Origin of the sequence: Actinokineospora pegani (genome assembly GCF_009745975.1) — a bacterium.
Classification (GTDB): domain Bacteria; phylum Actinomycetota; class Actinomycetes; order Mycobacteriales; family Pseudonocardiaceae; genus Actinokineospora; species Actinokineospora pegani.
On sequence record NZ_WHOL01000121.1, the window covers coordinates 150,401 to 169,416 of the forward strand.

Genomic DNA, 19,016 nt, shown 5'->3' on the forward strand with positions numbered 1-19,016 from the left:
GTCAGACGCGTCCCAGGCGTGCCAACAACACCGCCGAGGGCACCGAGTAGGCGCCCCGGTCGCGGACGGCCTCGGCCACCGCCCGGTCGGAGGTGGCGACCACCAGCGGCCTGCCCGTGGGCTCGTCGGCCACCAGGGTCCGGATCACGTCGTCGGCCTGCACGCCGGGGTCGCTGAAGATGACCCGGACCCCGCGCGGCTTGGCCACCGGGACCACGACCACGCCCGCGCCGTCGAAGACCAGGGTGACCTCGATGGACGTGCGGGCGGCCAGCGCGGAGAGCTGGCGGACGAGCCGCTCCCGCTGATCGGCCAGGGTCAGGTCGGAGTAGCCCGTCTTGGTGACGTTGTAGCCGTCGACGATCAGGTGCGCGGTGGGCAGCGCGAGCAGCCGGTCCAGGCCGACCGGGTCGTCCACCCGGCGCCGCTGGTCCCTGGCCGTGCGCGCCCCGGCGACCAGGTCGGCGGGGCGGGGGCCGCTGCCGTCGCCGATCATCAGCTCCCGGCGCAGCCCGGACACCGCGTTGTCCACCGTGTCGATGAGCAGGGCCAGCCGCACCTCGTCGGCCTGGCGGGCCTCGCGCGCGGCCTGGCGGGCCAGCGCGGCGTCGGCCTCGGCGCGGACGGCGCGGGCCAGCGCGGCCTCGGCCCGCTCCCGCTCCCGGTCGAGACGCTCGGTCAGCGCGGCGACCTGCCCGGACACCCCGGAGCTGGCGGCCGCGGCCTCCGCGCGGGCCGCCGCGGCGTCGTCCTTGGCCTCGCGCAGCCGCACGCCCTGCTCGCGCAGCCGCTTGCGCAGCCGGTCCAGCTCGACCTCACCCTCGGCGCGGGCCAGGTCGGCGGCCTCGTCGGCGGCGGTGACCCGCTCGCGCACCCGCGCCAGCTCGGCCTCTGCCTTGACCAGGCGGGCCAGCGCGTGGTCGCGCTCGGCGCGCAGCGCGGAGTCGTCGGCGCGGCGGGCCACGGCGGCCACCCGGTCGACCGCGGATTCGGCGCCGACCAGCAGCGCGGCCGCGGCGGCGCCGACCGGGTCGCCGCCGTCGGGGTCGAGGCAGACGGGCTTGTGCTCGCGGCACCACTCGATCACGGCGGTGCGGAAGCCCGTGTGCTCGCGCAGGGCCGTGACCAGCACCGGGCCGCCCAGCTTGGCGCGCTTGGCCGGGGCGAAGCGGGCCACCGGGCGGAGCTGCTGGGGGACGTCGACCGCGGGCAGGGCGCCCACGGCGGCGGCGGCCACCTCGGCCAGGCGGGCGCGCACCGGCTCGGGCAGCACGTCCGGCCAGACCCGGGCCGGGGCGTCGTCGACCGCCGGGCCGTCCGCGTGGGACGGTCCGGGCTCGGTCGGCGGAACCGGCTCCGAGGACGGGGGCACCCCTGAAGGCTAGTCTCGCCGCCGGGGCGCGCCCTCGGGAAGGGCGGGCGGAACTGTCGGTGGGCTGATCTAGCTTCGACCGTGATGAGCACCGAACCCGACCCGCGCGCCCAGCTCAGCTTCGACGAGCTGGGCACGCCGCTGCGCGAGACCACCTTCGTCGTGTTCGACCTGGAGACCACCGGGGGCAGCGCGGCCGAGGACGCCATCACCGAGATCGGCGCGGTCAAGGTGCGCGGCGGGGTGGTGCTGGGCGAGTTCGCGACCCTGGTCGACCCGGGTCGGGGCATCCCGCCGGAGATCGTGACGCTGACCGGCATCACCGACTTCATGGTCTCGGCGGCGCCGCGGGTCGACACGGTGCTGCCCGCCTTCCTGGAGTTCGCCGCCGGGTCCGTGCTGGTCGCCCACAACTCCGGGTTCGACGTGGGGTTCCTCAAGGCCGCCTGCGCCCGGCTGGGCTACCCGTGGCCCCGGCCCGCGGTGGTGTGCACGGTTCGGCTGGGCAGGCGGGTGCTGTCCAGGGAGGAGGCGCCGAGCTGCCGCCTCTCGGCGCTGGCCGAGCTGTTCCAGGCGGAGACGAAGCCGATCCACCGCGCCCTCGACGACGCCAAGGCCACCGTCGACGTGCTGCACGGGCTGCTGGAGCGGGTCGGGTCGCTGGGCGTGCAGTCACTGGAGGAGCTGCTCGACTACCTGCCCGAGGTCACCCCCGCCCAGCGGCGCAAGCGCACCCTGGCCGAGGACCTGCCCAACGAACCCGGCGTGTACCTGTTCCGCGGCCCGTCCGACGAGGTGCTCTACGTCGGCAAGGCCTCGGACCTGCGCCGCCGGGTGCGGCAGTACTTCACCGCCTCGGAGACCCGCCGCAGGCTGCGCGAGATGGTGGCGCTGGCGAGCCGGGTCGAGGCGGTGCCGTGCGCGCACGTGCTCGAGGCCGAGGTGCGGGAGTTGCGGCTGATCTCCGCGCACAAGCCCGCCTACAACCGCCGGTCGAAGAACCCGCGCGAGGCGTGGTGGGTCGTGCTGACCGACGAGCCGTTCCCCCGGCTGTCGGTGGTGCGCGCCGCCCGCGAGGGCGCGCTGGGCCCGTTCCGCCGCCGGGGCCACGCCGAGGAGGCGATGCACGCGTTGCAGCAGGCCACCGGCACCCGACCGTGCACGGTGCGCATCCCGGCGGTGAACCCGAGCGCGCCCCCGTGCGCGCTGGCCGAGCTGGAGCGCTGCGCGGCGCCGTGCGCGGGCAAGCAGTCGGCCGAGGAGTACGCCCCGGCCGTCGTGGCGGTCGACGACCTGGTGTCCGGCCGCGCGACCCACCCGCTGCGGCGCCTCGCCGACCGGCTGGCCGAGCTGGCGGACGAGCGCCGGTTCGAGCAGGCCAGGCTCGACCGCGACCGGCTGCGCATCCTGATCCGCGGTTTGGACCGGGGCCAGCGGCTGGCGTCGCTGGCGGCGATCCCCGAACTGGTCGCCGCCCGCCCGGACACCCTCGGCGGCTGGGACTTCGCCGTGGTCCGGCACGGCAGGCTGGCCTCGGCCGGGTCCGCGGCGCGGGGGGTGGCGCCGATGCCGGTGGTCGACGCCCTGGTCGCCTCGGCGGAGACGGTGCTGCCCGGCCCCGGCCCGCTGCGCGGGGCGGTGGCCGAGGAGACCGCGGTGGTGCTGCGCTGGCTGGACCGGCCGGGCACCCGCATCGTCGCCACGGCCATCCCGTGGGCGGTGCCGCTGCACTCGGCCGCGACCTGGCGGCCGTGGCTGGAACGCGCCGACGCGGCCAAGAGCTCGGAGCACCCGGCCGACTTCTGAGCGGTCCTGCGCGACTGCTTCACCCTTACGCCATGGGCGGGGTCGACCAGCGCGGCTGGGGCCAGGGTGGCTGGTTCTGCTAAACGGCCGGTCCTGATCACTCAGGTCCACCAGCACCCCGGGTGGTCGCGCGGCCGTCCGGGGTGTGACCCGGCGCTCACCGCTTACGTTTCCCCGTCCAGTGGTCCATGTTGGTGGACAGATCACCGGATGGAGGAGGACGCGATGACGATGAGGTCCGCTCTCGGCCTGGCAGCGCTGGGTCTCGCACTGGTCCCGGTGCCCGCGGGTGCCGCCGTCCCCCCGCCCTGCGACGCGAGCCAGCTCGAGATCACCACCGGCGCCCGCCCCGACCCGGTGTTCAGCCAGCGGATGCACTACGTGCGGTTCGTCGCCCAGCCCGGCGTCACCTGCGTCCTCAAGGGCCCCCTGCGCGACCTGTCGTTCTTCGCGGGCGACGGCGCCGCGATCGACGTCCCCCAGGAGCCCCCCGCCGCCCCCGGCAGCCACGCGGTGGTCACCGACTCCTCGCCGAAGCAGGCCTACATCCTGCTCCCGGACACCGTCTTCGGGCCGACCGCCGCCAGGATCACCTTCACCCTGCCCTCGGACGGGTCCGACCAGGCCGTGGACGTCCCGTTCGCGGGCGTCGTCACCGGCACCGCCCGCCTGGGCAACGTGACCGACCCCGCCGCCTAGGGCAGTTCGTCCAGCAGCCAGGACACCTGGGCGTCGTCGAGCCTGCCGTGCGGCAGGTTGGTCGAGGCGCAGCGGAAGGCGTGGAACGGCCCCGTGCGGTCGCCGACCGGGGTGTGCGGGTCGTCGTCGCCGAGGGCGGCGGCGCTGGTCGAGGGCACGAAGCAGGTCGCGCGGTGCGCGTCGGGGATGGCGGCGCCGAGGGCGTCGGCGGCCTGGCCGAAGAACTCCGCGGTGCCGCCGGGCGCGGTGTCGTAGGCGGGAACGCCGGTCGTGGTGAGGCGGCGCAGCTCCGACAGGGCGCTCACCACCCCGATGGGGGCGTCGGTGCCGCCCGACGGCTGGAAGCGGACCACGGCACGGGCCAGGCCGCCCAGGCTCCAGGCGAAGGCGGGGGCGCCCGCGGTCAGCTCGGGCCCCGTTCCGTCGCCGCGCCCGCTGGACAGGCCGATCAGCCGGGGGCGGCGGGGGAAGTCGCCGACCCGGCGCAGGTCCGCGAGGAACGCCCGGCGCAGCGGCGCGGCGACGGGCCCGGAGTACTTGGCGTCGCGCACCCAGGCGGCGAACACCTGCTGGGCGGCCGGTCCGCGCAGCAGCTCCGCTGTCGCGGCGCCCGCGGGGAAGCGCTCGAAGTAGTACGCGAGCTGCTGCAGGACCAGCGGCGCCCAGGCGCCGTCGTGCGGGGTGTCGACGGACAGGTAGGCGGCTGCCGCGTGGTCGGCGCCCTCGTGCTCGAGCAGGGACAACGCGTAGCGCGCCATCAGACCGCCCACGCCCACCCCGCCCACCACCAGCGGCCCGCGCGCCTCGCGGCGGACCTGGTCCAGGACGTCGAGCAGGACGCCCGCGTTGGCCTGCACGTGGGTGTGCCGCTCGGCGAAGCCGACGAGGACGAGGTCGCGGCCGGAGTCCAGCAGGGCGTCGAGCGGCCCGTCGCCGGTCAGCGCCGCGACCGGGTGGTCGGCGGGGCCGTGGCCGAGCCCGTCGGCCAGGACGACCGGGCGGGTCAGGGCGGTGTTGCCCCGGCCCAGGTGGACGTGGGCGCGGCCGCGCGCGTGCGCGCCGCCGTAGCCGCGCGGGTCGGTCGCGGCCCACACCGCGTGCGCGGGCCGCGGCCGGGGCCGGGCCGACGCCGCGTCGAACCACCGCCCCGGGGCGAGCGCGCACCCGACGGCGGCCGCGTCACCCGGCTCCGCTGGGGTGGCCAGCTCGACATCGACCCGCGCCCCGACCATCCCCGCCCCCGTGTGCCGCCGCTCCGGCCGTCGACACTAGCCACGGGGGCGGGCACCACGCACGGAGATCTTCGGGTGACACCGGGCCACCAATGGTCCAACCAACCACAGCGGAGCGTCACCGCACAGCGCGGACCACCGGGCACCCGAATGGTCCGAAGAGGACCATGGGTCAGCGGAAGCGGTGGCCGAGGCCGTCGAAGAGGGAGAACCGCACGCCGTCGAGGAGCCCTCACCGTCAAAACGCACGTCCCTACGACGGATCAAATGGTCCGCACCCGGCCGCCCGGTAGCGGCGGAGCGCCTCGCGGCCGTCGGGGGTGAAGCCGAAGGAGGGGTCGTCGAGTCGGGCCACCAGGTCGGGCCAGGGCATCCACCAGCCCTCGGCGACCTCTTCGGGCTGGAGCCGGATGGCGCCGTCCGCGGGTGAGTACTCGGCCTCGTAGACGGCGGCGAGGTAGTTGGCCCGGTTGTCGGCGTACCAATAGCGGAACAACGGCCGAACAGCACTGGCGACGCCCAGTTCCTCCAGCAGCTCACGCCGCGCGGAAGCATCTATGCCCTCACCGGCGGTCACCACTCCCCCGGCCCAGACATCGTGCAATCCCGGATAGACGTCCTTGGTCTCAGTGCGTCGGTGCACATAGACCGATCCGTTGTGCCACAGCACTGTCTGCGTCGCCGCGTGCGGGAGGTTGTCGCGTCGCACAACACTGCGCGGCGCTGTCCCGATGACCCTGCCGTCGAGATCACCCTCCGCGTAGAGGTCCACCAACTCGTCCACTATGGATTCAACCTTCCCCTAGCCATGTCCACCAACGCGCGCCCCGCCACCGTCGTGGCACCCCGCCCGCGCCACGCGAACGCCAGCCGCCCCCGCAGCGGCGGATCAACGATCGCCACCGGCGCCAACCCGGGCCGAGACCGCGCGACCGGGTCCGGCAGCACCGCCACCCCCAGCCCCTTGACCGCCAACGCGGCCACCTGCGCCGGGTCGCCCGCCTCGAACGCCACCCTCGGCACGAACCCCGCCGCCGCGCACGCCGCCTCCAGGTGCGACCGCACCCCCGTGCCCGGCGGCAGCCCGACCAACGGGACGTCGCGCAACTCAGCCAGCCGCACCGACTCCCGCCCCGCCCACGGGTGCCCCTCAGCCACCCCCGCGGTGATCGCCTCATCAGCCACCACGACCACTTCGAGGTCCAGCGGCGGCACCGGCCCCAGCGACACCACGGCCGCGTCCAACGTCCCCTCCCGCAAACGCTTGACCAACTCGTCTGACGTCGCCTCCACCAGGGTGATCTCCACCGCCGGATAGGTCTCGTGGAAGGCCGCGAGCAGCCCGGGGACGTCGACCGCGTGCGAGGTCACCGCCCCCACCGCCACCCGCCCCCGCACCAACCCCGACAGTTCCTCCACCGCGAGCCGCGCCCCCTTGACCGCCTCCAACGCAGCCCGCGCGTAGGGCAGAACCGCCGCCCCCGCCTCGGTCAACCGAACCCGCTTCCCGGACCGGTCGATCAACTCCTGCCCCAACTCCCGCTCCAACCGCCGCACCTGCGCACTCACCCCCGGCTGCGCGACATGCACCCTGGCCGCGCCCCGAGTGAACCCACCCTCCTCGACAACCGCGACGAAGTACTCCAACTGCCGAAGCTCCATGCCCTCAACCTAACCCCCCAGCCATAACCATCGCTTCTGATCACCAGACGATCCAGCTCTTCGACTTCTGCCCGCTCCCCGAGCAAGCTGGACCCATGCGCCCCAAGGCCACCACCCCCGAAGACCTCGCCCGCCTCTTCGTCGAACGCGCCAACGCCCGCGACGCCGAGGGCCTGTCCCTGCTCTACGAACCCGACGCCGTCCTGGCCTTCCCACCCGGCTCCACCACCAGGGGCCGCGAAGCGATCCAGGCCGTCTGCGAACAACTCCTGACCCACGGCGGCGAGTTCACCACCGAGAAGGCCCTCCCCACCATCCACCACGGCGACCTGGCCCTGACCTCCACCCACCCCGCCGACGGCACCGGCGGCCGCACCCAGATCGCCCGCCGCCAACCCGACGGCACCTGGCTCCGCGTCATCGACCGCCCCGAGATCCCCCCGTCCTAAACTCCCAACACCACCCCTCATCCCCCAGGAGCCCCCTCATGCGATCCCCCCTCACCCCCGAGGAAGCGATCGCCGAACAACAAGCCCTGGCCCCCCAAGTCAACGAACACCCCCCGCCCCACTTCACCCCCAGAACCGCCGCAGGCCTGGACGTCGCCTACGCAGGCGAGACCGGCCACCTGGTCGCCGCAGCCACGGTCATAGACCTCGACACCCTCACCCTCATCGACTCAGCCGTAGTAGAAGGCCACACGGACTTCCCCTACATCCCAGGCCTCTTCGCCTACCGAGAACTCCCCTCCCTCCTCAAAGCCCTAACCCTCCTCACCACCACCCCCGACGTCTTGGTCTGCGACGCCCAAGGCAAGGCCCATCCTCGCCGCTTCGGCCTCGCCTGCCACCTGGGCCTCACCACAGGCATCCCCACCCTCGGCGCGGGCAAGACCCCCATGGGCCCCTACACCCCGCCCGCACCCACCCGAGGCTCCTGGACCCCTTTGGCCGACGATGACGAAGAAGTCGGCCGAGCCCTCAGAACCCAGGACAACGTCAAACCCCTCTTCATCTCCATAGGCCACAACCTCAACCTTGCGACTGCGACGGACCTAGTCCTCAGACTCACCCCCACCTACCGCCAACCCGAGACCACCCGCACCGCCGACCACCTCTGCCGCCAAGCACTCAAGTTCCACACAATGGGGTGAAGGTGGTAACACGCTCACCCTCGCGGCGATCTACCTCGCACGGGTGACTGCCCCCTGGTCGCCCGCCAGGCACCGAGAAGGGCAGCAGTCGATGGACATCGCGGAGCGGGCACAGGCACTGGCGCAGAAGATCCGGCAGCACAAGGCCGGGATCGAGACCGAGGAGGCGACCAAGAACGCCTTCGTCATGCCGTTCATCAGCATGGTCCTCGGCTACGACGTGTTCAACCCCGCCGAGGTCATCCCCGAGTTCACCGCCGACGTGGGGACCAAGAAGGGCGAGAAGATCGACTACGCCATCGTCCACGACGGCCAGGTCCAGATCCTCATCGAGGCCAAGCGGGTCGGCGACCCGCTGCGCCTCGAGCACGCCTCGCAGCTCTTCCGCTACTTCGCCGCCACCAACGCGCGGATCGCCGTCCTCACCAACGGTGAGGTGTACCAGGTCTTCACCGACCTCGACGCCCCGAACCGGATGGACGCCAAGCCGTTCCTGGTCCTGGACTTCGCCGACATGGACGAGACGCTCCTGCCGGAGCTGGCGAAGCTGACCAAGGAGACCTTCGACCTGGACTCGGTGCTCAGCGCCGCGGGCGAGCTGAAGTACATCGGCCAGCTCAAGCGCATCCTCGCCGCCCAGTTCAAGCAGCCCGAAGACGAGTGGGTCCGCTTCCTCACCACCCGGGTCTACGACGGCCCGATCACCCAGAAGGTGCGCGACCAGTTCGCGCCCCTGGTCGAGAAGGCCGCGCGGCAGTTCCTCAACGAGCAGGTCAACGACCGCCTCAAGAACGCACTCGGCCAGTCCGACGCGATCCTCACCGTCCCGGCCAACCCGGCCCCGGCCGTCGAGCTCGACACCGCCGCCGAGATCGGCGGCGACGTCGTGACCAGCGACGAGGAACTGGAGGGCTTCCGGGTCGTCCGCGCCATCGTGTGCAGCGAGGTGCCCAGCGCCCGCGTCGTCGCCCGGGACACCAAGACCTACTTCGGCGTGCTCTTCGACGACAACAACCGCAAGCCGATCGCCCGCCTGTGGTTCAACCGCTCGAAGAAGTACCTGGGCCTGTTCGACGACAACAAGAACGAGACCCGCATCCCCATCGACACCGTTGAGGACATCTACGCCCACGCCGCCCACCTGCGCACCACCGTGACCCGCTACCTCGGCGCCGCGACGGTGCCCGACCCGGTCGCCTGACGCGCCCCCGCCGGGATCGAGGCAGCGGGGATCAGACGTCAATGGCGGCGTAGACCAGGATGTTGTCCAGGTAGTTGCGATTGGCGGCGTCGTACTCGCCGCCGCAGGTGATCAGGCGGATCTCGGGCCGGTCGGTGTCGCCGTAGACGGCGTCGGTGGGGAACGAGTCCTTCGCGACCTGGTCCACTTTGTACACCGTGAAGAACACACTGGTCCCGTCGGCACGACCAACCTCGACGCGGTCGCCGACCTCGACTTCGCGGAGCCGGAAGAAGATGCCCGGCTGCTTGTTCCCATCCACGTGCCCGAGCACGACCGCGGGCCCGGTGTCACCCGGCGGCGGACTGTCCTCGTACCACCCCGCCTGCATCGGCTGCCCCACCGGCGGCACCTCGACGGTCCGGTCGGCGTTCAACCCCAGCCGCACCAGCGTCGACCGCGCCCCGATGCTCGGCACGTCGATCCACAACGGCACCGACGACGTCTCAGCCGCCGAAACAGGCGGAGCCGCAGCAGGCTGCCCACTCCCACACGAGACCAGCGCGAGAAGCGCCGCAATACCGATGCCCCAGCCCTTCCAGCGTCTCACCGCAGCCCCGCGTCCCCGGTCTGCGGCGCGCCTTCAGGCACAACCGCGACCTGGCGCCCAGCCTCGACCCGAGGCGTGGGCGACGACGAGCGCACAGGCGGCGCGGCGTCAGCACGACCGCACGTCGCCGACCCGAGCACCAGGTCACCCGACCCCAGACGCCCCGTCTCCGAGCCCCCGAGCAGCCGCAGCCGCATCGCGTTGACCGTCAAACTCCCGTCAGCAGCCGGAACCTGCTCGTTCACCACAACCTCAACCACCCCCGGCACCCCAACCGCCTGTTCGGCGGCGCGTCGACCGGCACCGCCCCCAGCGTCCCCAGGTCCCACGCCCGTCAACGTCGCGGACCCCAAAACCCCGTCAGGCCCAGACACGCACTCAGCCCGCAACACCCCCGCCGACGGCGCCCGTCCCACAAGCCCGGCGAGCACCGGCAACGAAGCGCCAGCAACCGCCCCCGTAGACCGCACCCCACCAGTCTCGGGATACACGACCACCGAACTGGTCACAGCCTTGGCCACCACCAACCCACCCAACGGCGGATCAACCACAGAAGCCGCCAACGGCCCCCCACTGCGCGACGGCGCCAACTCCCCGGAGTCGACGGCCAGCCGCTTGTCCCCCAACACACCAGGCAACAACGTCACCGACGCCGAGGCCCCGAACGCAGCCCCAGCCCCCGGCGCGGCCTCAGCCGCCGCGACCCCGATCAGGCCACCCGAGAAGACCGCGACCGCAGCAACAACGCCGGCGACCCGCAGATGTACGTCCGACCGCATCAGCGTCGCCAAAAACCCGAGCTGACCGCTGAACCGAATGACACCACCTCGGGCGCATTCCGCAGATCAATCACTTGGAGTCACCTCAAGCCTTCACCCTCACTCACACAGCCATACCCATTCACTCGTTGCTGTGGACGTACGAAAAACGCACGATTGCGTGACCCACACCACAGCCCACCCTCGCTTCGTGGCGTGCCGCCCCCGCGCGGCGCCCACGCACCCATCCGGGCAACCCGCCACCCCGCACAGCCTTCTCACTACGCATCGACTACACGACGATGCAGACGGATCGCCGAGACGAGGAAGAAGACACCACCCAACGCCGCGTACCCGACGACGTTGGTGAGCGACGCATTCGCCCCGCCAGCCTGCACGATGAAGCTAGCGCCCGCGAGGGTGGAAATCCCACCACTGAGGATCATCGCCCACTGACCACCAAGCCGGCGCCGCAAGATCGCGACGATCAACTGCACGCCCCCAGCGGCGATCGCCCAGGCACCCCACACCCGCAGCACACCCGCAATGCCGGAACTGACGACAACGGCCAATCCGACAGCGGTGAGCAGACTCAGTGCCATGTTGATGCACAACGGCACTCGCGGTCGCGCGGCGCCCGAGGACCGGAAGTCGACCACAGCCGCGGCGAAGTCGAACAGCGGGTAGACCACCAGCAGGGCGATGCTGACCGGAGTGAGCGTCGAGGCGGTCAGCAGCATCAGAACGGCCCAGACAACGGCGAAGCCGAAGCGCGCATAGTACAGGTCCCGCAACCCCTTGGGCGCGCCGGCAACCTGGATGGAACTCGACATCAGATCCTTCTTTCGATCAGCGAGAGCGGTGATCCGCCCATCCCGCCGATCCACCTCGGAAGTCAGAGCGGCATCGACAAGACAGAACGATCGGTACACCAGAGCCTGGGCCATTAACGCGGCGATGTCAAGACCGATCGTTCTGTCTGCTAGCCTGGAGCCAGCATCGCGACGGGAGAGGCGGATGTCGGAAGCACGAACACGACTGCTCAACACGGCCAGCGCCCTGTTCTACGCCGAGGGCCTCCATTCCGTCGGCATCGACCGCATCATCGCCACCGCGGGCGTGACACGAGCCACCCTGTACCGCCACTTCCCCAGCAAGGACGACCTCGTCGTCACCTACCTGACCCAAGCCGACGAGACGATCCGCACCCGAGTAAGAACCGCTCAAACCCAGAACACCTCCCCCGACGAGATCATCCGAACCGTCGGCCGTTCCATAGCCGACGACATCCAGACCCCCGGCTTCCGAGGCTGCGCGTTCCTCAACGCCGCCGCCGAGTACCCCGATCCAGCCCACCCGGTCCACCAAGCGGTCCTCGAACACCGCCACTGGTTCCTGTCCGCGATCACCGAACTCTTCAGCCAAACCGGAAAACCAGACCCAGAACCCGCCGCCCGCCACTTCACCATGCTCAGAGACGGCGCCATGACCGCGGGCTGCCTGACCAACCCACAACCCATTTGCGAAACATTCCTACGCGGCGTCGAAGGACTCCTCAAGTACCGCAGTCGTCAGCAACCAGATTTCTAACCGCGCCGGATACGTAGCGGGTGACCGCCGCCTGCTGCGAGCCGAGGCGCTTGACTTGGGTGCCGTCAACGATGTATCACGGCGACACCGCAGCACCCTTCGCGAGTTGATCCGCCGCTGTCCTGGGCAAAGGGATCCAAGTGATCGGTAGCTCTTGCAGTCGCGGTGGTGTTCGGGTCCACTGTCGGACCATGGTGAACATTGGCACTGGTCCGCTGGCCACAAGCCCGCCGCCGGGCGGCGCGCCCCCCGTCCTCGCTGCGGAGGGTGGGACCCTGGGCTCCATCGAGAACTGGATCAACAGCGTTTTCGATCCGGTGTCCGAGGCGCTGTCCGCATTCGTCTTCGCCGAGATCTCCGTTTTCGGCATAGAATTTCCCTGGATCGTCGCCTGGCTGGTCGCCGCCGCGACCATCTTCAGCATCTATTTCGGATTCATCCAGTTCCGCGGGTTCAAGATGGCGCTGGACCTGGTGCGTGGGAAGTACAGCAAGCCGGATGATCCCGGTGAGATCTCGCATTTCCAGGCGCTCAGTTCCGCGGTGTCCGGCACGGTCGGTCTCGGCAACATCGCGGGTGTCGGCGTCGCGGTGACCATCGGTGGCGCGGGTGCCACGTTCTGGATGATCGTCGCCGGACTGCTGGGCATGTGCACCAAGTTCGTCGAGTGCACGCTCGGTGTGCGCTACCGGGAGATGCACGAGGACGGCACCGTCTCCGGCGGCCCCATGCACTACCTGCGCAACGGCATGGCCGAGAGGTTCGGTGGCGGCGGCAAGGCCGTCGGCCGAGTCCTCGCGGTGCTGGCGGCGGTGATGATCCTGTTCTTCGCCATCTCCGGTGGCAACATGTTCCAGGCCAACCAGGCCTTCGCCCAGCTGCGCGACGTCACCGGCGGCAGCGAGGGCTTTCTCGGTGGCGACGGCGCCGCTCTGATCTTCGGCGTCCTGCTCGCCGTCGCTGTCGGTGCCGTGATCTTCGGCGGCATCAAGTCCATCGGCAGGGTGACCAGCAAGCTGGTCCCCTCGATGGGCATCATCTACATCACAGCCTGCCTGATCGTCATCGGCGTCAACATCTCCGGGGTGCCCGCCGCGGTCGGTGCCATCGTCTCCGGCGCCTTCTCGCCGGAGGGCGTGGTCGGCGGCGCTATCGGCGCGCTGATCGTCGGCTTCCAGCGAGCGGCGTTCTCCAACGAGGCCGGCCTGGGCTCCGCGCCGATCGCGCACTCGGCGGTCAAGACCAGGAACCCGGTCACCGAGGGCTACGTCGCCCTGCTCGAGCCGTTCATCGACACCGTCGTCGTCTGCACCATGACCGCGCTGACGATCGTCATCGCCAAGACCCAGTTCTGGACCGACGCCCAGGCCAGCGTGTTCGCGGGCGGTGACGTCCCGGACGGCGTCACCGTGACCTCGGGGTCCTTCGAGACCGTGCTGCCCTGGTTCCCCTACGTGCTCACCGTCGCGGTGGCCCTGTTCGCCCTGTCCACGCTGATCACCTGGGCCTACTACGGCCAGAAGGCGTGGACATACCTGTTCGGCAAGTCGCAGGTCAGCGAGCGCGTCTACCAGTTCATCTTCTGCCTGTTCATCGTCGCCGGGTCGGTGCTGAGCCTGAGCAGCGTGCTCAGCTTCGCCGACGCGGTGCTGTTCCTGCTCGCCCTGTTCAACATCATCGGCTTGTACCTGCTGGCCCCCGTGGTGAAGCAGGAGCTGAAGAGCTTCCGAGAGAAGATCAGTTCCGGAGAGGTCCGGAAGAACGAGGAATCGAATCTGTGATCAGGTCGGTCACCCGCGGACTCGACATGGTCCGCGGGTGACTCGTCCTCGTGCTGGGCCTGAGTGCGGCTGGCGGCGACGTTGGAGCAGGCGGTTCATCCACGGCAGCGCACCGCTCCCGTGGAACAACCGGAACTGCCGCGGCCAGAATGTCTACAGTGGATCTCGCACAGCGGCACTGTTCGCCTACACCGGCGTGCCGATGGTGACCACCGAGAACGGGACGGTGCGGACGTGCGCGGTTATCGGCGTGGTTGCTGATTGACAACTTCGAGTGGGGTTGCGGCTACGCCGAGCGGTTCGGCATCGTCCGCGTCGAGAACGCACACTGAAGCAGAGCGCACTGTGGTTGCGCGACCTGATCCCCCGGCCACACGGGTAGGTCCCGATCCCGGCCCGGTCGTCGCGGCATCTCTGCGCCCCGCGGCGACCGGGCCGGTCCCACGTCACGCCACGGCGAACAGCAGCGCGGCCGTGACCGCCTCCACCCCGAAGTAGAACCAGACCGGGTAGAACCGCGTAGGGGCGTCGCCGAGCCGGGAGACGAGTCGGCCCAGCGCCATCCCGGCCAGGGCGGCCGCGACCGTGACGACCACTCCGGCGCGCAGGTCGTCGAGGAACAGCGCTGTGATGAGCACGGCGGCGATCGCCAGCCCGAAGCCGCCGTAGACGGCCCGGACCTCCGATCGGCTGTCGTCATGCACCCTCCCCGGACGTCCGCCCCAGCGCCGCTCCCGCCGCCAGGAGCAGCAGCGCCACGGCGTCGACCTGCGCCACCCGGAGCACCTGCGCGTTCACCGGCGTCGTGGTCAGCGCCAGGAGCAGGAACGCGCCCATGCTGACGGCGCTGCCGGTGATCGCGGCACGGCGCAGTGCCGGGCGGAACGCCGACACGATCACGAACGCGCCGGTCAGCGCGAGCAGGACCGCCCGGTGCCGCAGCAACACCTCCAGGTCCGCACTCCCGATCTCGACCCCGTACGCCGATCGCATCGACCCCGGCGACACCGCTCCCGCCCCTGGCACGACATTGATCAGGCCCACCGCCACAAGCAACGCCTGCCCAAGCCCCGTTCGTCTGGTCTGCACACGTGGAATCATCGGGCGCGTGGACGACGCCGCGCTTCCAGAAACATGCTGCCCACACGACCGGCCTACGATCTGGCTCGGCCCCGGCCACGCCGCCTACCTAGGCCCATCACTCAACCTCAACCCCCACTTCGGCTCCGTACACTGCTGCGCTATCCCTACTCCTCGGCGTCGTCCGAGGTTGAATCGCCAGGTTCCAGTTTTCGGCAATGCTTTCGGCGTGGTCGAAGTTGGACTGGATCGCCGGTAGTGGGGTGGTCGTCGTCGAGTACCCGACGGCGATCGGTGAAGGCCTGCTTATAGAGGGGGATGGCCTCGCCCACCCGCACCGCAGTCCCGGAGCGGGACAACACCCTCCGGGACCTACTGGGCGTCTCCGCCGCCCCGCGCGAGAGAGCACGGGTGGAAACGATTCGTGCCCGCAGGGCGACAGCGTAGGAACGGACGAAGAACCTCCTCAACCTCGCCGAACGCGGCGTGGAGATGGACGCCCTCGTGGACCGGATCAACAGCGCCCAACAGAGATCAACCTTGCATCCGAGCAACTAGCGCGCACCCCGACAGACCGCCGGATCGAACGGGAGGAGATCGAAGCCCGCATGCACATGCTCACCGAGCGGACCCATGCACTACACCAGACCGATCCCGCTGACCTGCGAGATCTCTACGAAGCCCTCGACCTCAAAGCCCTCTGCACAGCAGAAGAGTTCGAGTGAAAATTCCCCCGCCAATAGCGCGTCGCCGCGTTACTTTCTGTCACTGCGACACGCGAACCCGTACCCACGAACGCATGACGTGGGACCGATGTAGTAACAATGATGCTTGAAGCATCGATGTGAGCACAAGCAGTACACGGCCGTGGCGGCACCACAGGGGTGAACGACATCGCCGCCGACCATCAGCACGGAAAAACCTGGGGGTGTTGTGGACTCGCTCGGCACTGCTGGCCGCCGGACCAGCGGATGGGCTACGAGGTTGGTCGGGCACCAATTCGCTGTCGACTCCGAACTGGGGTGGGGACGATTGCACCCGAATGGGGGGAAAATCTCGTTCTTCGAGAGCCCGGCAAGCGCCGAGGTGGCGCTCGAGACGGCAGACCGGGAGTTGGAGGCGTCGTTCCTGCCTGCACAGGAGAGGGTCTGGTGGTTCGAGGGCGATCGTTGGATGGTTGGCCGAGTCAACATCCGCCACTCAAAAAGTGCGGGAGGTCACGAAGAGCAATACTATGTAGATTTTCCCAACGAGCGGACCGAACTGCTTCCTGCGGCCGAGTTGCGCGTGCGCTGGTCACTTCCCCTGTCGCGCCCTCTTGAGATGCTCAAAGAGGGCACCGTCGAGACCCGGTTTTTCCATTCCAACCGCACCCGCTTTCTGCACGGCGTGACCAACCAACACAGCGCGTCCTACGGGCTCAAAGGGCTGATGTCATCCGCGGTGGAGATCCACGAGCACCAGATCGGCGCCGCCCGTCGCGTGCTGTCCGACCCGGTCCCGCGCTACCTGTTGGCAGACGAGGTCGGGCTCGGCAAGACGATCGAGGCGGGAATGGTCTTGCGGCAATTTCTGCTTGACAGTCCCGGCGACGCCTTGGTCGTCACGCCCCAATCGGTCGCGGGCCAGTGGGAGTCAGAACTGGTGTCGAAGTTCCGGGTCGACCAGTTCCCCGGACGGGTGAAGGTCGTCGCGCACGGCGAGATCGATCGGCAACCGCATGGCAAGCGACTGCTGACCATCGTGGACGAGGCCCACCGCTTGACCGACAACGTCGACTACGAAGGGGACGGCGAGCGGGAACAGCGGTTCCAGGCGCTGCGCGACATCGCCCACTCATCCCATGCTCTCCTGCTGCTCAGCGCCACCCCCGTGCGCAGCAACGAAGACGGTTTCCTGGGGCTGTTGCACCTGTTGGACCCGCTCAACTACCCCCTGTCAGAGAAGGCGTCGTTCCACCGCCGCGTAGAAATTAGGGACGATCTGGCCGAGGTGATGTCGGCGCTGAGCAGCGGACTGTCGTTGCGCTACCTGGTCGAACCGCTGGAGGAGGTCGTCCACCTGCTGCCCAACGACGCAACTGTGCTTCGGACAGCCGAGGCGGCTCGTTTGCACATCACCGCAGGTGACTCCCGCGGCGCCGAGGTCGAGGTCAGCCGCCTGCGCGCGCACCTGTCGGAGACCTACCGGCTTCACCGGAGGATGATCCGCAGCAGGCGTGACTCAGTAGCCAAGAACGGGTTCCCGGCGCGCGGGAGGCAATTGGCGGCAGGTCAAAGCCCTCTGGTGGATGTTGATCCGCGTAGGGCGCGACTTCTCGAACTCCTCGACGAAGCCCGGTTGGAATTGGAACTGTCCGGGCTCCGCGAAGCAGGCCGCGTGCTCCAAGTCCTTGTAGGACGTTTCCAGGCACCCGTGCGTTCCTTGTCCGACCTCGTCGCGGCATTGCGCCTTGAGTCGGGCCATGACCTGTCCGCGGACGAAGCCGAAGCGGCCCGCGTGCTGCGCGAGACGGATTGGGGCGAGCAGTGGGCAGCCCGCTTGGGCGATGTGCTTTCCAACCCCGCGGAACAGGACCGGATCAAGGCAGCAGTGGAGTGGGTCCGCCCGCGAGTGGTGCGGCGCAAGACAGCCATTGCCTGCACCCACCCGAACACCGCCCTGGCCGCAGCCGACCTGCTGGTACGGGAGTTCGGGAGCCATAGGGTCACAGCGCTACTCGAGGGGCAGAGCAAGGCTGAGCGCAAGAGCCTCGTTGCGGCCGCCGAATGCAGCAGCGAGAAGACCATAATCGTCATGGACCGGTCGGTCGAGGAGGGTGTGAACCTCCAGTTCATCGACGACGTGGTGCACCTCGACCTGCCCACGTCGGTTTCACGCCTGGAGCAGCGGCTCGGTCGGTTCGACAGGTGGAGCCAGTTGAACTCCCCCGTCACCTCGCACCTGTTCGCCGAGCCCCCCGGCCCGCTCCGCGACCACCTAGGGGCCTGGGGAACCCTGGTGTCCGAGGTGTTCAAAGTGTTCGAGACCTCCACCGCGACGCTGCAGTACGTCATAGCCGACATGGAGGCGAACTTCTTCACCACCGCGGTGGCCGAGGGGCTGGCGAGGGCCCGAGTCACAGTCGGCGACAACGCGGCGCTAGAGGGCCAGCGCAAGCGGATCGTGGGCCAAGACCTACTGGACAGCATCGAGGACCGAGCCGACGACGCCGCGTTCGTCGACCGCATCGTCAAGATCGACTCACTCAGTAGGGAGATCGAACGCGAGTCGACGCGGTACGTACACGACATGCTCGGGTTCGCCGTGCGCCAGGACGAGTCGGAACTCCGATTCAGCGTCAACCCCAAGCACCCACCGCTGCTCTCCGAGCGCACGGTGGACCGCCTGGACAAGAAGATCTTCGACCGCGCCTACACCTCCGACAGGATCGATGCGGGCACCGGGAAGGGGTTGCTGCGCGTCGGCGAGCCGTTTGTCGACGTCTTCGCCGACCTGGCCTCTCGGGACGACCGCGGGCGCGTGTTCGCCGTGGAGATGCGGTTCCAGTCGCAGAACCCGGATGCCAGGCCCACCGCAGCGTTCTGCTTCGACTTCAAGATCGGCCCTGCGAATGTCGCTGCCCCGGCTGGCGACACCGACATCGCGCGAGCGGTGCGGGCGCGGACGGCACGACTGCTCCCCACCACAATCGAGCGGGTGTGGTGGTCGCTGGCAGGCTTTGAGTGCACGCCCGAGCAGGTCGGGCAGCTTGAGGGCCCCCGGTGGAAGAACCTTGGCAGCGAACCGGAACGTTTCCGAGAACTGACGGCACCGATGGGCTGGCGCGCTGCTTGCGACAAGGCACTCGATGCAGCGGCCGGGGCCATTCGGGTCCGCGCCGACGTCGGCGGCAGGATCGAGACGGCCAGGAAGCGCGCGGCGCAGGAGCGGACGCGCGACGAGGCGATCTTGAACGCGCGCCCGATCTCGGAGCAGGTCGGCGGCTACGACAGCGTCGTCGCGAACGCTGTCGACGAGGCACTCGCGGTGCCGCAGTTCGCCCTGGAGAGTTGCGGCGCCGTGTTGATCACATGGGCTCCCGCACGATGAG

General features: G+C 69.9%; 17 protein-coding genes. 9 read left to right on the forward strand and 8 right to left on the reverse strand.

Translation table 11 applies throughout. The annotated features are described in order from the left end of the window. Position 1: 1 nt before the first annotated feature. The gene (locus GCL84_RS26800; protein WP_156758333.1) at positions 2 to 1,372 is read right to left on the reverse strand and encodes an NYN domain-containing protein; all 1,371 of its coding nucleotides are present in this window, start codon (positions 1,370 to 1,372) and stop codon (positions 2 to 4) included. An 84-nt stretch (positions 1,373 to 1,456) separates the two neighbouring features. Between GCL84_RS26800 and GCL84_RS26805 the strand changes: the two genes are divergently transcribed. Both GCL84_RS26805 and GCL84_RS26810 read left to right on the forward strand, forming a co-directional pair. Next, positions 1,457 to 3,178 carry a DEDD exonuclease domain-containing protein gene (locus tag GCL84_RS26805; RefSeq protein WP_156758334.1) on the forward strand — a complete coding sequence of 574 codons (1,722 nt, stop codon included), beginning with the start codon at positions 1,457 to 1,459 and terminating at the stop codon, positions 3,176 to 3,178. Positions 3,179 to 3,403: 225 nt separating this feature from the next. After that, positions 3,404 to 3,877 carry a hypothetical protein gene (locus GCL84_RS26810; RefSeq protein WP_156758335.1) on the forward strand — a complete coding sequence of 158 codons (474 nt, stop codon included), beginning with the start codon at positions 3,404 to 3,406 and terminating at the stop codon, positions 3,875 to 3,877. On the opposite strand, the gene GCL84_RS26815 is transcribed toward GCL84_RS26810, so the two are convergent. The 3 genes from GCL84_RS26815 to GCL84_RS26825 all read right to left on the reverse strand — a co-directional run bounded on the left by GCL84_RS26815 (position 3,874) and on the right by GCL84_RS26825 (position 6,771). After that, a complete protein-coding gene (locus tag GCL84_RS26815) occupies positions 3,874 to 5,109 on the reverse strand; it encodes a hypothetical protein (protein ID WP_156758336.1) in 1,236 nt (411 codons plus the stop codon). The genes GCL84_RS26810 and GCL84_RS26815 overlap by 4 nt on opposite strands. 253 nt (positions 5,110 to 5,362) lie before the next feature. Further along, positions 5,363 to 5,893 carry an NUDIX hydrolase gene (locus GCL84_RS26820; protein WP_235926756.1) on the reverse strand — a complete coding sequence of 177 codons (531 nt, stop codon included), beginning with the start codon at positions 5,891 to 5,893 and terminating at the stop codon, positions 5,363 to 5,365. Beyond that, positions 5,893 to 6,771: a LysR family transcriptional regulator gene (locus GCL84_RS26825; RefSeq protein ID WP_156758337.1), complete on the reverse strand. Its 879-nt coding sequence runs from the start codon at positions 6,769 to 6,771 to the stop codon at positions 5,893 to 5,895. The genes GCL84_RS26820 and GCL84_RS26825 overlap by 1 nt, the downstream gene beginning before the upstream one ends. Positions 6,772 to 6,866: 95 nt before the next feature. Here GCL84_RS26825 and GCL84_RS26830 point away from each other — a divergent pair, with 95 nt between their 5' ends. Genes GCL84_RS26830 through GCL84_RS26840 form a run of 3 tightly spaced genes read left to right on the forward strand, consistent with a single transcriptional unit; the run spans position 6,867 to position 9,125 of the window. Continuing rightward, complete coding sequence (locus GCL84_RS26830) at positions 6,867 to 7,220, forward strand: YybH family protein (protein WP_156758338.1); 354 nt, start codon at positions 6,867 to 6,869, stop codon at positions 7,218 to 7,220. Between the two features lie 38 nt (positions 7,221 to 7,258). Beyond that, positions 7,259 to 7,924, forward strand: a complete 666-nt coding sequence (locus GCL84_RS26835) for an endonuclease V (RefSeq protein WP_156758339.1) — start codon at positions 7,259 to 7,261, stop codon at positions 7,922 to 7,924. A gap of 43 nt (positions 7,925 to 7,967) precedes the next feature. Continuing rightward, positions 7,968 to 9,125, forward strand: a complete 1,158-nt coding sequence (locus GCL84_RS26840) for a type I restriction endonuclease (protein WP_407924436.1) — start codon at positions 7,968 to 7,970, stop codon at positions 9,123 to 9,125. A gap of 31 nt (positions 9,126 to 9,156) precedes the next feature. Here GCL84_RS26840 and GCL84_RS26845 read toward each other — a convergent pair whose 3' ends face one another. Together GCL84_RS26845 and GCL84_RS26850 are read right to left on the reverse strand one after the other, a co-directional pair. Beyond that, positions 9,157 to 9,600 (reverse strand): class F sortase, encoded by a 444-nt coding sequence (locus GCL84_RS26845; RefSeq protein WP_328618793.1) that lies wholly within the window; start codon positions 9,598 to 9,600, stop codon positions 9,157 to 9,159. Positions 9,601 to 10,753: 1,153 nt separating this feature from the next. Next, entirely contained in the window at positions 10,754 to 11,419 is a 666-nt protein-coding gene (locus tag GCL84_RS26850) for a hypothetical protein (protein WP_407924437.1), read from the reverse strand. Between the two features lie 70 nt (positions 11,420 to 11,489). On the opposite strand from GCL84_RS26850, the gene GCL84_RS26855 reads away from it, so the two are divergent. From GCL84_RS26855 to GCL84_RS31080, 3 genes are all read left to right on the forward strand, one after another. Next, positions 11,490 to 12,062, forward strand: a complete 573-nt coding sequence (locus GCL84_RS26855; protein ID WP_156758403.1) for a TetR/AcrR family transcriptional regulator — start codon at positions 11,490 to 11,492, stop codon at positions 12,060 to 12,062. Between the two features lie 191 nt (positions 12,063 to 12,253). After that, complete coding sequence (locus tag GCL84_RS26860) at positions 12,254 to 13,843, forward strand: alanine/glycine:cation symporter family protein (RefSeq protein WP_156758341.1); 1,590 nt, start codon at positions 12,254 to 12,256, stop codon at positions 13,841 to 13,843. Between the two features lie 254 nt (positions 13,844 to 14,097). After that, positions 14,098 to 14,175 carry a hypothetical protein gene (locus GCL84_RS31080; RefSeq protein ID WP_407924438.1) on the forward strand — a complete coding sequence of 26 codons (78 nt, stop codon included), beginning with the start codon at positions 14,098 to 14,100 and terminating at the stop codon, positions 14,173 to 14,175. A gap of 114 nt (positions 14,176 to 14,289) precedes the next feature. Here GCL84_RS31080 and GCL84_RS26870 read toward each other — a convergent pair whose 3' ends face one another. Both GCL84_RS26870 and GCL84_RS30395 read right to left on the reverse strand, forming a co-directional pair. Further along, positions 14,290 to 14,547, reverse strand: a complete 258-nt coding sequence (locus tag GCL84_RS26870) for a DUF4345 family protein (RefSeq protein WP_156758342.1) — start codon at positions 14,545 to 14,547, stop codon at positions 14,290 to 14,292. Then, entirely contained in the window at positions 14,540 to 14,836 is a 297-nt protein-coding gene (locus tag GCL84_RS30395) for a phosphopantetheine adenylyltransferase (RefSeq protein ID WP_156758343.1), read from the reverse strand. Before GCL84_RS30395 ends, GCL84_RS26870 begins: the two co-directional genes overlap by 8 nt. A gap of 1,020 nt (positions 14,837 to 15,856) precedes the next feature. Here GCL84_RS30395 and dpdE point away from each other — a divergent pair. Beyond that, positions 15,857 to 19,015 carry a protein DpdE gene (dpdE, locus tag GCL84_RS26880; protein ID WP_268891419.1) on the forward strand — a complete coding sequence of 1,053 codons (3,159 nt, stop codon included), beginning with the start codon at positions 15,857 to 15,859 and terminating at the stop codon, positions 19,013 to 19,015. The last annotated feature ends 1 nt before the right edge of the window (position 19,016 follow it).

Coding starts and splice junctions, on each gene's coding strand:
- GCL84_RS26830 (WP_156758338.1), top strand. CDS start 6,867: ATGCGCCCCAAGGCCACCACCCCCGAAGACCTCGCCCGCCTCTTCGTC.
- GCL84_RS26805 (WP_156758334.1), top strand. CDS start 1,457: ATGAGCACCGAACCCGACCCGCGCGCCCAGCTCAGCTTCGACGAGCTG.
- GCL84_RS30395 (WP_156758343.1), bottom strand. CDS start 14,836: ATGCGATCGGCGTACGGGGTCGAGATCGGGAGTGCGGACCTGGAGGTG.
- GCL84_RS26850 (WP_407924437.1), bottom strand. CDS start 11,419: ATGGCCCAGGCTCTGGTGTACCGATCGTTCTGTCTTGTCGATGCCGCT.
- GCL84_RS26810 (WP_156758335.1), top strand. CDS start 3,404: ATGACGATGAGGTCCGCTCTCGGCCTGGCAGCGCTGGGTCTCGCACTG.
- GCL84_RS26855 (WP_156758403.1), top strand. CDS start 11,490: ATGTCGGAAGCACGAACACGACTGCTCAACACGGCCAGCGCCCTGTTC.
- GCL84_RS26860 (WP_156758341.1), top strand. CDS start 12,254: ATGGTGAACATTGGCACTGGTCCGCTGGCCACAAGCCCGCCGCCGGGC.
- GCL84_RS26835 (WP_156758339.1), top strand. CDS start 7,259: ATGCGATCCCCCCTCACCCCCGAGGAAGCGATCGCCGAACAACAAGCC.
- GCL84_RS26815 (WP_156758336.1), bottom strand. CDS start 5,109: ATGGTCGGGGCGCGGGTCGATGTCGAGCTGGCCACCCCAGCGGAGCCG.
- GCL84_RS26825 (WP_156758337.1), bottom strand. CDS start 6,771: ATGGAGCTTCGGCAGTTGGAGTACTTCGTCGCGGTTGTCGAGGAGGGT.